At 70.1% G+C, this 18,101-nt stretch carries 13 protein-coding genes; 12 read left to right on the top strand and 1 reads right to left on the bottom strand.

Annotated features, from left to right (window positions below; all coding sequences use genetic code 11):
* Positions 1-54 precede the first annotated feature (54 nt).
* From IEZ21_RS03140 to IEZ21_RS03130, 3 genes are all read left to right on the top strand, one after another.
* On the top strand, positions 55-2,460 hold the full coding sequence (locus tag IEZ21_RS03140) for a HelD family protein (RefSeq protein ID WP_189320313.1): 2,406 nt from the start codon (positions 55-57) through the stop codon (positions 2,458-2,460).
* A 405-nt stretch (positions 2,461-2,865) separates the two neighbouring features.
* A complete protein-coding gene (locus IEZ21_RS03135; RefSeq protein WP_189320312.1) occupies positions 2,866-4,299 on the top strand; it encodes an NAD-dependent malic enzyme in 1,434 nt (477 codons plus the stop codon).
* Positions 4,300-4,695: 396 nt separating this feature from the next.
* Positions 4,696-4,977, top strand: a complete 282-nt coding sequence (locus IEZ21_RS03130) for an HU family DNA-binding protein (protein ID WP_033325929.1) — start codon at positions 4,696-4,698, stop codon at positions 4,975-4,977.
* A gap of 269 nt (positions 4,978-5,246) precedes the next feature.
* Here IEZ21_RS03130 and murA read toward each other — a convergent pair whose 3' ends face one another.
* On the bottom strand, positions 5,247-6,593 hold the full coding sequence (gene murA, locus IEZ21_RS03125; RefSeq protein ID WP_189320311.1) for a UDP-N-acetylglucosamine 1-carboxyvinyltransferase: 1,347 nt from the start codon (positions 6,591-6,593) through the stop codon (positions 5,247-5,249).
* A gap of 277 nt (positions 6,594-6,870) precedes the next feature.
* Here murA and IEZ21_RS03120 point away from each other — a divergent pair, with 277 nt between their 5' ends.
* The 9 genes from IEZ21_RS03120 (at position 6,871) to IEZ21_RS03080 (ending at position 18,023) form a co-directional block, all read left to right on the top strand.
* Positions 6,871-7,443 carry a YqgE/AlgH family protein gene (locus IEZ21_RS03120; RefSeq protein WP_189320310.1) on the top strand — a complete coding sequence of 191 codons (573 nt, stop codon included), beginning with the start codon at positions 6,871-6,873 and terminating at the stop codon, positions 7,441-7,443.
* Positions 7,444-7,472: 29 nt separating this feature from the next.
* Positions 7,473-7,766 (top strand): DUF3039 domain-containing protein, encoded by a 294-nt coding sequence (locus IEZ21_RS03115; protein WP_033325927.1) that lies wholly within the window; start codon positions 7,473-7,475, stop codon positions 7,764-7,766.
* 273 nt (positions 7,767-8,039) lie between these two features.
* A complete protein-coding gene (locus IEZ21_RS03110) occupies positions 8,040-9,380 on the top strand; it encodes an extracellular solute-binding protein (protein WP_189320309.1) in 1,341 nt (446 codons plus the stop codon).
* A 5-nt stretch (positions 9,381-9,385) separates the two neighbouring features.
* Positions 9,386-10,435 carry a carbohydrate ABC transporter permease gene (locus tag IEZ21_RS03105; RefSeq protein ID WP_189320308.1) on the top strand — a complete coding sequence of 350 codons (1,050 nt, stop codon included), beginning with the start codon at positions 9,386-9,388 and terminating at the stop codon, positions 10,433-10,435.
* A 14-nt stretch (positions 10,436-10,449) separates the two neighbouring features.
* Positions 10,450-11,307, top strand: coding sequence for a carbohydrate ABC transporter permease (locus tag IEZ21_RS03100; protein ID WP_246567247.1), 858 nt, complete (start codon positions 10,450-10,452; stop codon positions 11,305-11,307).
* Position 11,308: 1 nt separating this feature from the next.
* The gene (locus IEZ21_RS03095) at positions 11,309-12,940 is read left to right on the top strand and encodes a beta-N-acetylhexosaminidase (RefSeq protein WP_189320306.1); all 1,632 of its coding nucleotides are present in this window, start codon (positions 11,309-11,311) and stop codon (positions 12,938-12,940) included.
* Positions 12,941-13,216: 276 nt separating this feature from the next.
* The gene (locus IEZ21_RS03090; RefSeq protein ID WP_033325924.1) at positions 13,217-14,110 is read left to right on the top strand and encodes an FAD binding domain-containing protein; all 894 of its coding nucleotides are present in this window, start codon (positions 13,217-13,219) and stop codon (positions 14,108-14,110) included.
* Positions 14,107-15,717: a 2Fe-2S iron-sulfur cluster-binding protein gene (locus IEZ21_RS03085; protein WP_189320305.1), complete on the top strand. Its 1,611-nt coding sequence runs from the start codon at positions 14,107-14,109 to the stop codon at positions 15,715-15,717. Before IEZ21_RS03090 ends, IEZ21_RS03085 begins: the two co-directional genes overlap by 4 nt.
* On the top strand, positions 15,714-18,023 hold the full coding sequence (locus IEZ21_RS03080) for a xanthine dehydrogenase family protein molybdopterin-binding subunit (RefSeq protein WP_189320304.1): 2,310 nt from the start codon (positions 15,714-15,716) through the stop codon (positions 18,021-18,023). Before IEZ21_RS03085 ends, IEZ21_RS03080 begins: the two co-directional genes overlap by 4 nt.
* The last annotated feature ends 78 nt before the right edge of the window (positions 18,024-18,101 follow it).

The raw sequence follows: 18,101 nt of genomic DNA, 5'->3' as shown, positions 1-18,101 counted from the left end.
AGGGCCCCCTTCGCGTACGGTTGACGGCTGCCATGCACGTCAGAAGGGGGCCCGGTGGCCGCTCAGGTTCAACAGGAAGCCGCGCTGCGCTCGGTCGACCCGTCAGCTCACGATTCCGTACGGGATCGTGAGATCGGTGTCGAGCAGGAACACCTGGACCGGGTCTACCGGCGCCTCGAGGAGAAGATCCACGAGGCGGAGTTCCTGATGAACGACGCGGCCAAACGAGGTCAGGTCGGCACGCCGGGCGCGCTGGCCGAGCGTGACGCGCAGGTGTTCCGGGCGGGGGTCCATCTCAACCGCCTGAACAACGAGTTCGAGGACTTCCTCTTCGGACGGATCGACCTGCTGGCCGGCAAGGACGGCAAGAAGGGCCCGGACGGCGCGTACACGGCGGTCGAGCCCGCCGAGGGCGCCATACGGTCCGACAACACCGCCGACATCGCGGAAACGCTGCACATCGGCCGGATCGGTGTCCTCGACGCGGACTACTCCCCGCTGGTCATCGACTGGCGGGCGCCGGCCGCCGCCCCCTTCTACCGCTCGACCCCGGTCGATCCGGGCCGGGTCGTACGCCGCCGGGTCATCCGCTCCAAGGGCCGTCGCGTACTCGGCGTCGAGGACGACCTGATGCGGCCCGAGCTGACCGCCTTCCTCGACGGGCACGAGCTGCCCGTCGTCGGCGACGGCGCGCTGATGGCCGCGCTCGGCCAGGCTCGCAGCCACACCATGCGGGACATCGTCGCCTCCATCCAGGCCGAGCAGGACCTGGTCATCCGGGCGCCCGCCGCGTCGGTGACGTACGTGGAGGGCGGCCCCGGCACCGGCAAGACCGCCGTCGCCCTGCACCGGGCCGCGTACCTCCTCTACCAGGACCGCCGCCGATACGCGGGCGGCATCCTGATCGTCTCGCCCACGCCGCTGCTCGTCGCGTACACCGAGGGCGTCCTGCCGTCCCTCGGCGAGGAGGGGCAGGTCGCCATCCGCGCGGTCGGCTCCCTCGTCGACGGCGCGGAGGCCACGCTGTACGACTCACCGGCGGTGGCCCGCGCCAAGGGCTCGTACCGGATGCTGAAGGTGCTGCGGAAGGCGGCACGGGGGGCGTTGGAGATGCCGGGAGCGCCGGCTTCCGCTCCGGCCGCCACGGGGCAGCTCGCCTTCGGTGACGACTTCGGCGACGAGGACGATACGCAGCCCCCCGTCGCCCCCGCCTCCACCCCCACCCGTCTCCGCGTCGTCGCCTTCGGCCGCCGCCTCGAGCTGGAGGCCCCGGAACTCGACCGCATCCGGCACACCGCCCTGTCCGGCACCGCGCCCGTGAACCTGCTGCGCCCCCGCGCCCGCAGGCTGCTGCTCGACGCCCTGTGGGCGAAGTCCGGCGCCGGATCCCGGCACACCGACCCGGAACTGGCCGCCGAGCTGCGGTCGTCGTTCGACGAGGACATCAGCTCCGAGGACGACTTCATCGCGTTCCTGGACGCCTGGTGGCCCGAGCTCACGCCGCGCGCCGTACTGGCCGCGATGGCCGACGAGAGGCGGCTCGGACGCTGGGCCCGGCGGATCCTCAACCCCGGCGAGGTGCGCCGCGTCGCCCGCTCCCTGGGGCGTGACGGCCTCTCCGTGCACGACGTGGCGATGCTCGACGAACTCCAGGCGATCCTCGGCACACCGGCCCGCCCCCGCAAGAGGCGCGAGGCGGACCCGCTCGACCAGCTCACGGGCCTGGAGGAGCTGATGCCGGTCCGCGAGGAGTCACAGCGCGAGCGCGCCGAACGGCTGGCCCAGGAACGTACGGAATACGCGCACGTCATCGTCGACGAGGCACAGGACCTCACCCCCATGCAGTGGCGCATGGTCGGCCGCCGTGGCCGGCACGCCACCTGGACGGTCGTGGGCGACCCCGCCCAGTCCTCGTGGTCGGACCCGGACGAGGCCGCCGAGGCCCGCGACGAGGCCCTCGGCACCCGCCCACGCCGCCGCTTCACCCTCACCGTGAACTACCGCAACCCGGCCGAGATCGCCGAACTGGCCGCACGCGTACTGGCGCTGGCCATGCCCGGCTCGACGTCCCCGTCCGCGGTCCGCTCGACGGGGGTGGAGCCGCGCTTCTCGGTCGTACGGGGCGGACTCGCGAAGACCGTCCGTGAGGAGGCCGCACGGCTGCTCGACCGGGTCGACGGCACGGTGGGCGTCGTGGTCGCCATGAACCGGCGGGCGGAAGCCGCACGGTGGCTGGCCGGTCTGGGGGAACGTGTGGTCGCCCTCGGGAGCCTGGAGGCCAAGGGACTGGAGTACGACGCCACGGTCGTCGTCTCGCCCGCGGAGATCGCCGACGAGTCGCCGGCCGGACTGCGCGTGCTGTACGTCGCCCTGACCCGGGCCACCCAGCAGCTCACCGTCGTCTCCCAGGACCGCGACGAGCCCGACGCGAACGGGGTGCCCGACCTCCTGCGCGACTGACGGGACTGACGGGACTGACCGCGTGGTCATCCCTGTGACCCGGCGTGTCCCGGCAATGAACTCCCGAGACGGGAATTGCCTTGAGGGGATCCTTTGTTACCTTGGATGAGGCACCGACCCGATCCAAGCCCCCGGGCCCAACCTTCGTCGCTTCGAGCGACCACTTGCCGCGAGGCGAGCATGGCGGGTCGGTGCCGTTGAATGTGAAGGGGCCCGTGTCACCTGGTGACACGGGCCCCTTTTCTCTGTCCCAAGTGCGCCGGATTCTCCCTGGCACCCCGTGCCACCTGCGCGAACAAAACGTTCGCAATCAAGGGTGGCTACCGTGTACTCCGCGGTAGGTGCGACGATCGGACGGCATACGCGACCCACAGCGGCACACGGTGAAAGCAGAGGAAGTCGGCCATGGCAACGGCGCCCAGCGTCTCCTACTCGATGACGGTCCGGCTGGAGGTGCCCGCGAGCGGAACCGCGGTCTCCCAGCTCACCGGGGCCGTCGAGTCCCACGGAGGCTCGGTGACCGGCCTCGACGTCACGGCGTCCGGCCACGAGAAGCTCCGTATCGACGTCACCATCGCGGCCACGTCGACGTCGCACGCCGACGAGATCGTCGAGCAGCTGCGCACCATCGAGGGCGTCACGCTCGGCAAGGTCTCCGACCGTACGTTCCTGATGCACCTCGGCGGCAAGATCGAGATGCAGTCCAAGCACCCGATCCGCAACCGTGACGACCTCTCGATGATCTACACGCCGGGTGTGGCCCGCGTCTGCATGGCGATCGCCGAGAACCCCGAGGACGCCCGCCGCCTGACCATCAAGCGCAACTCGGTCGCGGTCGTGACGGACGGGTCCGCGGTGCTCGGCCTCGGGAACATCGGACCCAAGGCGGCCCTGCCCGTCATGGAGGGCAAGGCGGCCCTCTTCAAACGCTTCGCCGGCATCGACGCCTGGCCGCTGTGCCTGGACACCCAGGACACGGACGCGATCGTCGAGATCGTCAAGGCCATCGCACCGGGCTTCGCGGGCATCAACCTCGAGGACATCTCCGCTCCCCGCTGCTTCGAGATCGAGGCGCGCCTGCGCGAGGCCCTCGACATCCCCGTCTTCCACGACGACCAGCACGGCACCGCCATCGTCGTACTCGCCGCCCTGACGAACGCGCTGCGCGTCGCGGGCAAGGCGATCGGTGACATCCGCGTCGTCATGTCCGGTGCGGGCGCGGCCGGTACGGCCATCCTCAAGCTGCTGATCGCGGCGGGCGTCAAGCACGCCGTCGTCGCCGACATCCACGGTGTCGTGCACGCCGGTCGCGAGGACCTGGTGTCGGCCGCCGCGGATTCGCCACTGCGATGGATCGCCGACAACACCAACCCCGAGGGCGCCACGGGCACGCTGAAGGACGCCGTGCGCGGCTCCGACGTGTTCATCGGCGTCTCGGCGCCCAACGTGCTGGACGGCGACGACGTGGCGGCGATGGCCGAGGATGCGATCGTCTTCGCGCTCGCGAACCCCGACCCCGAGGTCGACCCGGCGATCGCCCGCCAGACGGCGGCGGTCGTGGCCACGGGCCGCTCCGACTTCCCGAACCAGATCAACAACGTACTGGTCTTCCCGGGCGTCTTCCGCGGCCTCCTGGACGCCCAGTCCCGCACGGTCAACACGGAGATGATGCTGGCCGCCGCGACCGCCCTCGCGGACGTGGTGACCGAGGACGAGCTGAACCCGAACTACATCATCCCGAGCGTCTTCAACGACAAGGTCGCGGGCGCGGTCGCGGGAGCGGTGCGCAACGCGGCGAAGGCGGCGGGTGTGGTGGCCGCGGGCAGTACGGCGCCCTGAACGCCGGGCCCAGGCTGACTGCCGGACCGCCGCGTCGTAGCCTGTGATGGTCGCCACGACGGCCCGGATACGGCGCGTCGTGGGACACGGTGTCCCTGGCCGCCCCTAGGGTGGCGGCCAGGCTCAGGCCTTGCAGGCCCTGCGATCCGCTGCCGGGAGCGGACGGAGCGTCACCTTTTCCAGGCTGTGGCGCTTTTCGTGTGACTCCCAGGGGTGCCGGATTGGCTTTCCCGCCGCGGGTGGGGGCAGGATGCGTCTCTGGGCGCGAGGGTCTGGCTTTGGACCCGGGTCCGGGGACCGACCGAGGACCCTGGCAGCATCGGCTCCGCTGGTGCTCATCATGCGGCTCCGCCGCGTGGCACGCCTCAACGGCAAGAAGAACACGGGAGTAACAACATGAACCGCAGTGAGCTGGTGGCCGCGCTGGCCGACCGCGCCGAGGTGACTCGCAAGGACGCCGACGCCGTTCTGGCCGCGTTCGCCGAGACCGTCGGCGAAGTCGTCGCGAAGGGCGACGAGAAGGTCACCATCCCCGGCTTCCTGACCTTCGAGCGCACCCACCGTGCCGCTCGCACCGCGCGCAACCCGCAGACCGGCGACCCGATCGACATCCCGGCCGGCTACAGCGTGAAGGTCTCCGCGGGCAGCAAGCTCAAGGAAGCCGCCAAGGGCAAGTGACCTTGCCGTCCACACCTCCCCGGATGGTGTACGGCAGGTAGGTAACGCGATGGGGCGGCACCCGGACTCGGGTGCCGCCCCATCGCTGTCGCGCTTACCAATGGCCTAGCGTCGGCCGGGCTGTTTTTGCTAGCCGAGCGCTTTGCCCGGCAGTTCGACTTTCGCGCCCAGATCCCCGAGCTTCTCCATGCTGTGTCTATCCGGGGGGTAACCCCCGGACCCCCAGCCGGGACCGGCGGTGTCCCGGGCCGGAGGCGGTGAGACTGCCGTTAGCCGAGCGCCTTGCCCGGCAGTTCCACCTTCGCGCCCAGGTCTCCGAGCTTCTCCATGAAGTTCTCGTAGCCGCGGTTGATCAGGTCGATGCCGTGCACCCGTGAGGTGCCCTGGGCCGCGAGCGCCGCGATCAGGTACGAGAAGCCGCCGCGGAGGTCGGGGATGACCAGGTCGGCGCCCTGGAGCTTGGTCGGGCCCGAGACGACCGCGGAGTGCAGGAAGTTGCGCTGGCCGAAGCGGCAGTGGGAGCCGCCGAGGCACTCGCGGTAGAGCTGGATGTGCGCGCCCATCTGGTTCAGGGCGGAGGTGAAGCCGAGACGGGACTCGTACACCGTCTCGTGGATGATCGACAGGCCCGTCGCCTGCGTCAGGGCGACGACGAGCGGCTGCTGCCAGTCGGTCTGGAAGCCGGGGGCCACGTCCGTCTCCAGCGCGATGGACTTCAGCTGTCCGCCGGGGTGCCAGAAGCGGATGCCCTCGTCGTCGATCTCGAAGGCGCCGCCCACCTTCCGGTAGGTGTTCAGGAACGACATCATCGAGCGCTGCTGGGCGCCGCGGACGTAGATGTTGCCTTCGGTCGCCAGTGCCGCGGAAGCCCACGAGGCGGCCTCCAGGCGGTCCGGGAGGGCCGCGTGGGTGTAGCCGCCGAGCTTGTCCACGCCCGTGACGCGGATGGTGCGGTCGGTGTCCATCGCGATGATCGCGCCCATTTTCTGCAGTACGCAGATCAGGTCCTCGATCTCCGGCTCCACGGCCGCGTTCGAGAGCTCCGTCACGCCCTCCGCCAGGACCGCCGTCAGCAGCACCTGCTCGGTCGCGCCCACGGACGGGTACGGCAGCGTGATCTTCGTGCCGCGCAGCCGCTGCGGGGCCTCCAGGTACTGGCCGTCCACCCGCTTCTCGATCGTCGCGCCGAACTGCCGCAGCACCTCGAAGTGGAAGTCGATCGGCCGGCCGCCGATGTCACAGCCGCCCAGGCCCGGGATGAACGCGTGGCCGAGCCGGTGCAGCAGCGGTCCGCAGAACAGGATCGGGATGCGCGACGAACCCGCGTGCGCGTCGATGTCCGCGACGTTCGCGCTCTCCACGTGCGAGGGGTCCAGGACCAGCTCGCCCGGTTCCTCTCCCGGCCGGACCGTCACTCCGTGCAGCTGCAGCAGCCCCCGTACGACGCGTACGTCGCGGATGTCGGGCACATTGCGCAGCCGACTCGGAGCGCTGCCGAGCAGGGCGGCGACCATGGCCTTCGGTACGAGGTTCTTCGCACCACGGACACGGATCTCACCCTCCAGCGGGGTTCCGCCGTGGACAAGCAGGACATCGTCTGAACCGTTGACGGTCATGTATCTCGCGTTCCGATGAAGTTGGACAGGGGCAGGTAGCGCTGGGTCGGCGCAGAACCGGAGAAGCAAGCGTAATGGCCGCCTACCCCGGTACCGGTAGCCCAAGTACGGCTCGGCCCGTCATAGCTTCGCCACAACACGAACGGTTCTTCGGCGGGTACGCGGGGTCACTGGCCGGGGCGTGCGCTCCACCTGCATCTGTACGCCCTGAGCTGCATTCACTCCTGCATTGGCAATGCCTCCCCACCCAAGAGGAAGATGCGAGATCATGTCAGGCATGACCGAGGTGTCCTCGCTCACAGGGCGGCTGCTCGTGGCCACTCCCGCCCTGGCGGACCCGAACTTCGACCGCGCTGTGGTGCTGCTCCTCGACCACGACGAGGAGGGCTCCCTGGGCGTCGTCCTCAACCGCCCCACACCGGTGGACGTCGGCGACATCCTTTCGGGCTGGGCCGACCTCGCAGGAGAGCCCGGCGTCGTCTTCCAGGGCGGCCCCGTCTCGCTCGACTCGGCGCTCGGCGTCGCGGTCATCCCCGGCGGCTCCTTGGGGGAGCGCGCACCGCTCGGCTGGCGCCGGGTGCACGGCGCGATCGGGCTCGTGGACCTGGAGGCCCCGCCGGAACTGCTCGCCTCGGCCGTCGGCAGCCTGCGGATCTTCGCCGGGTACGCCGGCTGGGGCCCGGGTCAGCTGGAGGACGAACTGGTCGAGGGCGCCTGGTACGTCGTCGAGTCCGAACCCGGCGACGTCTCCTCCCCGTCCCCGGAACGCCTGTGGCGCGAGGTGCTCCGCCGGCAGCGCAACGAGCTGGCGATGGTGGCGACGTACCCGGATGACCCTTCGCTCAACTGATGCCTGTGAGCTTCAGTACCCTTGCAGTCATGAGCACTCTTGAGCCTGAGACCCAGCCTCAGCGCGGGACTGGTACAGGGACCCTGGTCGAGCCGGCGCCGCAGACCTCGCACGGTGACGGTGACCACGAGCGCTTCGCCCATTACGTCCAGAAGGACAAGATCATGGCGAGCGCGCTGGACGGCACGCCTGTTGTCGCGCTCTGCGGCAAGGTGTGGGTCCCGGGCCGGGACCCGAAGAAGTATCCCGTGTGTCCCATGTGCAAGGAGATCTACGAGTCCATGGGCTCCGGCGGAGACCAGGGCAAGGACGGCGACAAGTAACGTCTGCTTTCCTTCGGCGGCGGTTCGTCGCGTAGTCCGGCATGCCTGATGAGGCCGCGGCACCTGAGTGCGGGTGCCGCGGCCTTGTTGTGTGTACGGGGCCGGGCTCGGGGCCTGCGCCGTTGCACAGGGCGCTTTCGGCGGTCACAGAGTGGTAGAGACCTTTGGGTTGGTCTTGTTTGCATGTCCATGAACTTCTAGCCTCCGTTGTGTTGTGCAGAGTGAAACAAGCATTGCGCATGTTGCAACACTTGCCCTTTCGGAGGACGCTCGATGAAGTTTCCCGTCAGACTCCCGGCCGGATTCCCCGCCCGCCGTTCCGCCCGAACAGCCGCCCCCATAGCCGCACTTGTGGTCGCCGTCCTCACCGCGACCGCCTGCGCCCCCCAGACCTCCGACAACTCCGGCGGTACGGACGAGAAGAGCGGGACGCTGCGCGTGTGGCTCTTCCAGGAGGTCGCCAACGAGCCGAAGGAGAAGGTGGTCGAGGCCACCGTGGACGCCTTCGAGAAGGCCCACGAGGGCACGAAGGTCGAGGTCGAGTACATCCCCGTCGAGACCCGCGCCCAGAAGATCAAGGCCGCCTTCAACGACCCCAAGAGCGCGCCGGATCTCATGGAGTACGGCAACACCGACACCGCCGGGTACGTCAAGGACGGTGGACTCGCCGATGTGACCCAGGAATTCACGGACTGGAACGAGGCCAAGGACACCGACCCGACGGCCAGGCAGTCCGTGACGGTCGACGGGAAGATCTACGGCGCCCCGTTCTTCGTGGGTGTCCGCGCGCTGTACTACCGCACCGACGTCTTCAAGGAGCTGGACCTCGAAGTCCCGAAGACGCAGAGCGAGTTGATCTCCACCGCCAAGGAGATCCGGCAGGCGAAGCCCGAGCTGTACGGGCTCGCGGTCGGCGGTGCGTTCACGTACGGCGCGATGCCGTTCGTCTGGTCCAACGGCGGCGAGATCGCCGAGGGCAAGGGCGGTTCGTACGCGGCGACGATCGACAGCGCGGCGGCCCAGAAGGGCATCAAGGCGTACACCTCGCTGTTCGGCGACGACAACTGCCCGGCCGCCAAGTGCGCGAGCATGGGCGGCAACGACACGATCACGGCCTTCGCGTCCGGCAAGGCGGGCATGGCGATCGGCGGTGACTTCAACCACCAGGCGGTCGAGGCCGGGAGCGTCAAGGGCAAGTACGCGGTCGTGCCGTTGCCGGGTCTGAAGTCGGGCGAGATCGCGCCTGCCTTCGCGGGCGGCAACAACATCGGCGTACTGAAGAGCACTTCGCACCGTACGCTCGCCGTCGACCTGATGAAGCAGCTCGCGTCGAAGAAGACGCAGGGCGAGCTCTTCGACGCGATGGGCTTCCTGCCGACGTACTCGGACGTGCGCGCGGACGTCGCGAAGAAGGAGCCGTTCGTCGAGCCCTTCGTGCAGACGCTCGGCGCGGGCACCAAGTTCGTGCCCGCCTCGCCGGCCTGGGCCGAGATCGACGCCTCGCTCGTGCTGCCGACGATGTTCCAGGAGATCGTCAGCGGCAAGAAGGACGTGGCCGCGGCTTCGAAGGACGCGGCGACGAAGATGAACGCCGTGTTCAGCTCCGCGGGGTGAAGCGGATGACCGACGGTGCGTCCCCGCAGCGGCGCGGTGGCACGGTGGTGACCCGTAAGGCTCCGGCCGGCGGTGGTCCTGCCGCCGGTTCGCCGGGCGGGGCGACGGCCTCGCCCGGCCCGGCGCGTGGGGGCGACCGGGTGCGCGGGGCCGGAGTTCCGGGCCGGAAGTCGCGGCCTGGGGGCGGGGGCTGGGCGCCCTGGCTCTATCTCGCCCCCGCCCTTGTCGTCATCGGTGGGCTGCTCGTCTATCCCGTCTACCAGCTCGGGCTGATCTCCTTTCTGGAGTACACGCAGGCCCAGGTCAGCGGTGGCGAACCGACGACCTTCCAGGGCTTCGGGAACTACGCGACGCTCTTCGGGGACGAGCAGTTCTGGCAGGTGCTGCTCGCCACCGTGGTGTTCGCGGCGGCGTGCGTGGTGTCGACGCTCGCGGTCGGCTGCGCGCTCGCCGTGCTGCTGACGCGCGTACGGGCGCTGCCGCGGCTCGCCCTGATGCTGGCCGCGCTGGGCGCGTGGGCCACGCCCGCGATCACCGGGTCCACGGTGTGGTTGTTGCTGTTCGACCCCGACTTCGGACCGGTCAACCGGATGCTGGGGCTCGGCGACCACTCGTGGACGTACGGCCGTTACAGCGCCTTCGCCCTCGTACTCCTCGAAGTCGTCTGGTGCTCCTTCCCGTTCGTGATGGTCACGGTGTACGCGGGCATCCGCGCCGTCCCCGGTGAGGTGCTGGAGGCGGCGGCCCTGGACGGCGCCTCGCAGTGGCGCATCTGGCGCTCCGTGCTCGCGCCGATGCTCCGGCCGATCCTCGTGGTCGTCACCATCCAGTCGGTCATCTGGGACTTCAAGGTCTTCACCCAGATCTACGTCATGACGAACGGCGGAGGTATCGCCGGTCAGAACCTCGTGCTGAACGTGTACGCGTACCAGAAGGCGTTCGCGTCCTCGCAGTACAGCCTCGGCTCGGCGATCGGAGTGGTGATGCTGCTGATTCTGCTGGCGGTCACGCTGGTGTACCTGCGGCTACTGCGCAGACAGGGGGAGGAGCTGTGAGTGCGTTGAGTTCGGTGAGGTCGTTGAGTTTCCCCGCACGTTTGCGGGTGCGGCGGCCCTGGCGGCTGGCCGCGGAGGCCTCGGCTCTGCTGATCGCCGCCGTGGTCGCGTTCCCCCTCTACTGGATGGTGCTGAGCGCCTTCAAACCGGCCGGCGAGATCGAGTCGTCCGAGCCCCGCCCCTGGACGCTCGCGCCGTCCCTGGACTCCTTCCGGCGCGTCTTCGGACAGCAGGAATTCGGCCGTTACTTCCTCAACAGCCTTCTCGTCGCGGTCACCGTGGTCGTCGTCTCCGCACTGATCGCGTTTCTCGCGGCGACGGCGGTGACACGGTTCCGCTTCCGTTTCCGTACGACCTTGCTGATCATGTTCCTCATCGCGCAGATGGTGCCGATCGAGGCGCTGACGATCCCCCTCTTCTTCCTGATGCGGGACTTCGGTCAGCTGAACACGCTGGGCTCGCTGATCCTGCCGCACATCGCGTTCTCCCTGCCGTTCGCGATCTGGATGCTGCGCGGCTTTGTGAAGGCGGTCCCGGAGGCGCTGGAGGAGGCCGCGTACATCGACGGGGCGAGCCGGGCGCGTTTCCTGTGGCAGATCCTTTTCCCGCTGGTCTTTCCGGGACTCGTCGCCACGAGCGTGTTCTCCTTCATCTCCACCTGGAACGACTTCCTGTTCGCCAGGTCCTTCATCATCAGCGACACTTCGCAGTCGACTCTGCCGATGGCCCTCCTTGTCTTCTACAACCCGGACAGGCCGGACTGGGGCGGTGTGATGGCGGCGTCCACGGTGATGACGATTCCGGTGCTGGTCTTCTTCGTACTCGTACAGCGACGGCTGGTCTCCGGACTGGGCGGCGCGGTAAAGGACTGACGTGACTTCACTGACGGATGTGATTCCGGCGCCTCGCACCATCGAGGGCCCCATGCGCTGCGGCGTCCTGCTCGACGCCGCTACCACGCTGTGGGCCGGCCCCGGAACGGGCCCCACGGAACGCTGGCTGCGCTCCACCCTCGGCGCGGCGCTGGGAATTGCGCTGCCGCCCGGCGAGGAGGACGCCAAGAACTCCGTACGCCTGCGGATCGACGACACCCTGGAACCGGAGGCGTACCGGCTCGGTGTCGTCGTCAACTGGGGCATCGAGATCCGGGGCGGCGGGCCTGCCGGTGTCTTCTGGGGTGCCCAGACACTGCGCCAGCTCATCGGCCCGGACGCCTTCCGGCGCGCTCCGGTCAGGCCCGGCATCAGGTACGGCATTCCGCACCAGATCATCGAGGACGCCCCCCGCTTCCGCTGGCGCGGCCTCATGCTCGACGTCTCACGTCACTTCATGCCCAAGGACGGTGTGCTGCGCTATCTCGACCTGATGGCCGCGCACAAGCTGAACGTCTTCCACTTCCACCTCACCGACGACCAGGGCTGGCGCATCGAGATCAAGCGTCATCCGAAGCTCACGGAGACCGGATCCTGGCGGGCGCGTACGAAATTCGGCCATCGCGCCTCGCCCCTCTGGGAGGAGAAGCCGCACGGCGGCTACTACACCCAGGACGACATCCGCGAGATCGTCGCGTACGCCGCCGAGCGGCATATCTCCGTCGTCCCCGAAATCGACATCCCCGGCCACTCGCAGGCCGCCATCGCCGCATATCCGGAACTCGGCAACACCGATGTCATCGACACGACCTCCCTCTCCGTCTGGGACAACTGGGGCGTCTCCCACAACGTACTGGCCCCCACTGACAACACCCTCCGGTTCTACGAGGGGGTCTTCGAGGAGGTCCTGGAGCTGTTCCCCTCGGAGTTCATCCATGTCGGCGGCGACGAGTGCGCCAAGGAACAGTGGAGGCAGTCGCCCACAGTGCAGGCGCGAATCAGGGACCTGGGGCTCGCGGACGAGGACGAGTTGCAGTCGTGGTTCATCCGGCACTTCGACAACTGGCTGACCGCGCGCGGGCGTCGGCTGATCGGCTGGGACGAGATCCTGGAGGGCGGCTTGGCTCCCGGCGCCGCTGTTTCGTCGTGGCGCGGCTATCAGGGCGGCATCATGGCAGCCCAGGCGGGCCACGACGTCGTCATGTGCCCGGAGCAGCAGGTGTACCTGGACCACCGCCAGGACGGCGGCGCCGACGAACCGGTGCCCATCGGCTACGTACGCACCCTGGAGGACGTCTACCGCTTCGAGCCCGTACCGCCGCAGTTGACCCCCGATCAGGCGCGGCATGTCCTCGGCACGCAGGCCAACGTGTGGACCGAGGTGATGGAGGACCACGGGCGCGTGGACTATCAGGCGTTCCCGCGGCTCGCGGCCTTCGCCGAGGTCGCGTGGAGTGCGTTGCCCGCTCCCGCAGAACGCGACTTCACGGGCTTCGAGCAGCGGATGACCGCCCACTACAGGAGGCTCGACGCCCTGGGAGTGGCCTATCGCCCGCCTGCGGGCCCGCTGCCCTGGCAGCGGCGACCGGGGGTGCTCGGACGCCCGATCGAGGGGGCGCCTCCAAACGTGTGAGCCGACTCCCGAGAAGGTGCCGCGAACCGGTCGCCCTGGAACGGTGGCACCCGGGCGAAAGACATCCAAGGGTCTATGAAGGGTGTCAATTCGCTCTGACCGGTGATGTCGTGCGAAATCGGGCTATCTCGCTGGCGGCGTGACGAATGCCTCCTAGCGGACCCCCGCGTCGTGCTGGGAGGAAGATGTGCCAGAGTTGCCACGTCCGCCCTGTCAGCACGTACCGTACGGCAGCACAGGTGGGACCAGGTGGGGCAGCGGGAAGGGGAAACCGGTTTGACCACGCACGCACCGCAGGCGGCGCAGACCGTGACGCTGCCCGTCTCTCTCGACGAGGCCGTGGCGGCGCTCGCCGCCATGCCGGCGGCCGTTCCCGTGGCCGGCGGCACCGATCTCATGACCTCCGTCAACTCCGGGCAGCTGAGGCCCGCCGCGCTCGTCGGCCTCGGCCGGATCAGCGAGATCCGCGGCTGGCAGTACCAGGACGGCCACGCGCTGCTCGGCGCGGGCCTCACCCACGCCCGCATGGGCCGCCCCGACTTCGCGGCTCTCATCCCCGCCCTCGCGGCCGCCGCGAGAGCCGCCGGCCCACCGCAGATCCGTAACGCGGGCACCCTGGGCGGCAACATCGCCTCGGCCGCCCCTACGGGGGACGCGCTTCCGGTACTGGCCGCCCTGGAGGCGACGTTGATCATCGCGGGCCAGGGTGGCGCCCGCCGTGAGATCCCCGTCTCGCATCTGCTGGCCGGTGTGGAGATGCTGCGCGCCGGTGAACTCATCGGGTACGTGCGCGTGCCGCTGCTGCACGCCCCGCAGGTCTTCCTGAAGGCGACCGGACGGACCGGCCCCGGACGCGCCCTGGCGTCCGTGTCGCTCGTCCTGGACCCCGCCCGACGCGGAGTGCGGTGCGCCGTCGGCGCCATAGCGCCGATGCCGCTGCGGCCTCTGGAGGCCGAGCAGTGGGTCGCCTCGCTGATCGACTGGGACAACAACCGCGCGATCGTGCCGGAGGCGCGGGACGCCTTCGGCGAGTACGTCGCGGCGGCCTGCATCCCCGACCCGGTCCCCGCGGAGGACGGCTCCGTGGAGCCGCTGCCGCCCGCTGTACTGCACCTGCGGCGCACCGTCGCCGCGCTGGCCCGACGAGCACTGGGGAGGGCACTTTCGTGACCGACGACCAGCACGAAGAGGGCACGCCCCAGACGGGCAGCCGCTGGGATCCGCTGCCCCAGGGCGACTACGACGACGGCGCCACCGCCTTCGTCCAACTCCCCGAAGGGGGCATCGACGCGCTCCTCTCCGACTCCCCGCTCGCCGCACCCGGCCACGGCTACGTACCGCCGCACATCGAGGCCGAGGCCGAGGCCGGGCAGCCGCAGGAGGTGCGGTGGCCGGACCCGAACGCACAGCCCGAGGAGCGACCGTGGCAGCCCGCTCACGACGGTTTCTCGTACCGCCCGGAAGCCACCGGCCAGTGGACCTTCGAGGAGCCCGCAGCGCCTGTACAGGAGGGCTCGGACGCTCCCGGACACGACGTGACCGGACAGTGGTCCATCCCCGTCGCCGACGGTGATCTGCCCGACGAGTCCGGCGAGTTCACCACCTCGGCCCTGGTCGAGCAGTGGGGCGGGAGCCCTCCGGCAACGTTGCCGGGCGGGGCGGCGGCACCTTGGGCGCAGGAGACCTGGGCGCAGCACACACCCGACCAGCACACACCCGACCAGAACGCACCTGAGCAGCAGGCCGCCGAGCATCTCGCCGCATCGGACGAGGCAGCTCGCCACGCCGAGAGTTCCGCGGCTGCCCGGGCCGACGAGGCCGCCGAGATCATCGACGTCTCCGGAGAGCACGCCGACGAAATCGCCGTCTCCGTAGAGAGCGGTTCGGCGGAGCGAGCCTCTACGGAGAGCGTCTTCGCAGAGCGCGAAGAGCCGGTGGAGCAGCCGCCCGAGTACGGCACTCCGGAGCACGGCACTCCGGAATCCGCCGACGAACCGGGCACCGAGTCCGAAGCGGTGTCCCAGGAGGCGCGCGAGGAGCCCGATGACCCCGCGGCGTCCGCCGACACCCCTGAAGACGGCGCCGAGGAGGACGAGGCCGACGACTCCCCGAGTGCGCTTCCGCACGACGAGATGCACCCCCTGGCCTCGTACGTCCTGCGGGTGAACGGCGTCGACCGGCCCGTGACGGCCGCCTGGATCGGCGAATCGCTCCTCTACGTGCTGCGCGAACGGCTCGGACTCGCCGGCGCCAAGGACGGCTGCTCGCAGGGCGAGTGCGGGGCCTGCAACGTGCAGGTCGACGGACGGCTCGTGGCGTCCTGCCTGGTACCGGCCGTGACCAGCGCGGGCAGCGAGGTGCGCACGGTCGAGGGGCTCGCCGCCGACGGGCAGTCCTCGGACGTACAGCGGGCCCTCGCCAAGTGCGGCGCCGTGCAGTGCGGCTTCTGCATCCCCGGCATGGCGATGACCGTGCACGACCTCCTCGAGGGCAACCCGGCGCCCTCCGAGCTGGAGACCCGCAAGGCGCTGTCCGGCAACCTGTGCCGCTGCTCCGGCTACCGCGGCGTCCTCGACGCCGTGCGCGATGTCGTCGCCGAGCGCGAGGCGCACGCGTCCGCCGAAGCCGCCCAGGACGCCGAGGAGACCCGTATCCCGCACCAGGCGGGCCCCGGCGGGGGTAGCGTCAACCCATCCGCGTACGAGGCCTCAGTGCCGCGTGAGCAGCCCTACGATCCGCGTGAGCGGTCCTACGGTCAGGACGGAGGCCAGGCGTGAGCAACGAAACCGCCACCACGACCACCGTGGAGGCTGCTTCCGCTGACCCGTCGCCGCAGTACGGCCTGGGCGCGTCCCTGCCGCCCGCCGAGGCCCGCGCCAAGACGGAGGGCACTTTCCCGTACGCGGCGGACCTGTGGGCCGAGGGCCTGCTGTGGGCCGCCGTGCTGCGCTCACCGCACCCGCACGCGCGCATCGTGTCCATCGACACCTCCCACGCGCTCCAGATGGTCGGCGTACGGGCCGTCGTCACGCACGAGGACGTACCGGGCAGTGCGATGTACGGCCGCGGCACGGCCGACCGCCCGGTGTTCGCCTCGGAGGTCGTACGCCACCACGGAGAGCCCATCGCGGCCGTCGCCGCCGACCACCCGGACACCGCGCGGATGGCCGCCGCCGCCGTCATCGTCGAGTACGAAGTACTCGACCCGGTGACCGACCCCGAGCAGGCCTTCGAAGCCGAACCCCTGCACCCCGACGGCAACCTGATCCGCCATATCCCGCTGCGGCACGGCGACTCCGAGGCCGCCGGTGAGATCGTCGTCGAGGGCCTGTACCGCATCGGCCGCCAGGACCCGGCCCCGATCGGCGCGGAGGCCGGCCTCGCCGTGCCCCGCCCCGACGGCGGCGTCGAGCTCTACCTGGCGTCCACCGACCCGCACGCCGACCGCGACACCGCCGCCGCCTGCTTCGGCCTGGAACCGGAGCGCGTGAAGGTCGTCGTCACCGGCGTGCCCGGCGCCACCGCCGACCGTGAGGACCAGGGCTTCCAGCTCCCCCTGGGACTGCTCGCCCTGAAGACCGGATGCCCGGTCAAACTCGCCGCGACGCGCGAAGAATCCTTCCTCGGACACGTCCACCGCCACCCCACCCTCCTGCGCTACCGCCACCACGCGGACGCCGAGGGCAGGCTGGTGAAGGTCGAGGCGCAGATCCTGCTCGACGCGGGCCCGTACGCGGACACGTCGTCCCAGGCGCTGGCCGCCGCGGTCTCCTTCGCCTGCGGCCCGTACGTCGTCCCGAACGCCTTCATCGAGGGCTGGGCCGTTCGCACCAACAACCCGCCCTCCGGCCATGTGCGCGGCGAAGGCGCCATGCAGGTCTGCGCCGCCTACGAGGCGCAGATGGACAAGCTGGCCAAGAAGCTGGGCATCGACCCGGCGGAGCTGCGCCTGCGCAATGTGATGACTACAGGGGACGTACTTCCCACCGGCCAGTCGGTGACCTGCCCGGCCCCCGTGGCCGAACTCCTCCAGGCCGTACGGGACTTCCCGCTCCCCGCCCTCCCCAAGGACACCCCCGAGGAGGACTGGCTGCTGCCGGGCGGCCCCGAGGGTGCGGGCGAACCGGGCGCGGTGCGGCGCGGTGTCGGCTACGGCCTCGGCATGGTCCACATGCTCGGCGCCGAGGGCACGGACGAGGTCTCGACGGCCACCGTGAAGGTCCACGACGGCGTCGCCACGGTGCTCTGCGCGGCCGTGGAGACCGGCCAGGGCTTCACCACGCTGGCCAGGCAGATCGTCCAGGAGACGCTCGGCATCGAAGAGGTGCACGTCGCCTCCGTGGACACCGATCAGCCCCCGGCGGGGCCGGGCTGCCGCGGCCGTCACACCTGGGTCTCCGGTGGCGCGGTCGAACGGGCCGCCAAGATGGTCCGTACGCAGCTGCTGCAGCCTCTTGCGCACAAGTTCGGGATGTCCACGGAGCTGCTCCAGATCACCGACGGCAAGATCACCTCGTACGACGGCGTGCTGTCGACCACTGTCACGGAGGCGCTGGAGGGCAAGGAACTGTGGGCCACCGCCCAGTGCCGCCCGCACCCCACCGAGCCACTGGACGAAGCCGGCCAGGGGGACGCCTTCGTGGGCATGGCCTTCTGCGCGATCCGCGCGGTCGTCGACGTCGACATCGAGCTGGGCTCCGTACGTGTCGTCGAACTGGCGCTCGCCCAGGACGTCGGGCGGATCCTGAACCCCGCACAGCTCACGGCCCGTATCGAGGCCGGCGTCACCCAGGGCGTGGGTGCCGCCCTCACCGAGAACCTCCGCACGGCACGTGGCCTGGTCCGCCACCCCGACCTCACCGGCTACGCCCTGCCCACCGCCCTCGACACCCCCGACATCCGCATCGTCGAACTCCTCGAGGAACGCGACGTGGTCGCCCCCTTCGGAGCGAAGTCGGTCAGCGCGGTGCCGGTGGTGACCACCCCGGCGGCCATCGCCTCCGCCGTCCGGGCGGCGACGGGGCGCCCGGTGAACCGGCTGCCGATCCGGCCGCAGGCGGCCGTGGTGACGACGGGGCAGTGACGGCCTGCGGCTGTTGATGGTCTGAGGCTGTTGACGGTCTGTGGCCGGTGTCGCGACTGGATGCCGGAAGCCTTGTGG

It is taken from the genome of Streptomyces flaveus (assembly GCF_014647675.1).
GTDB classification, from domain to species: Bacteria; Actinomycetota; Actinomycetes; order Streptomycetales; family Streptomycetaceae; genus Streptomyces; species Streptomyces flaveus.
Note: the sequence above shows the minus strand (reverse complement) of the source record. Positions and strands in the feature narration are given on the sequence as shown.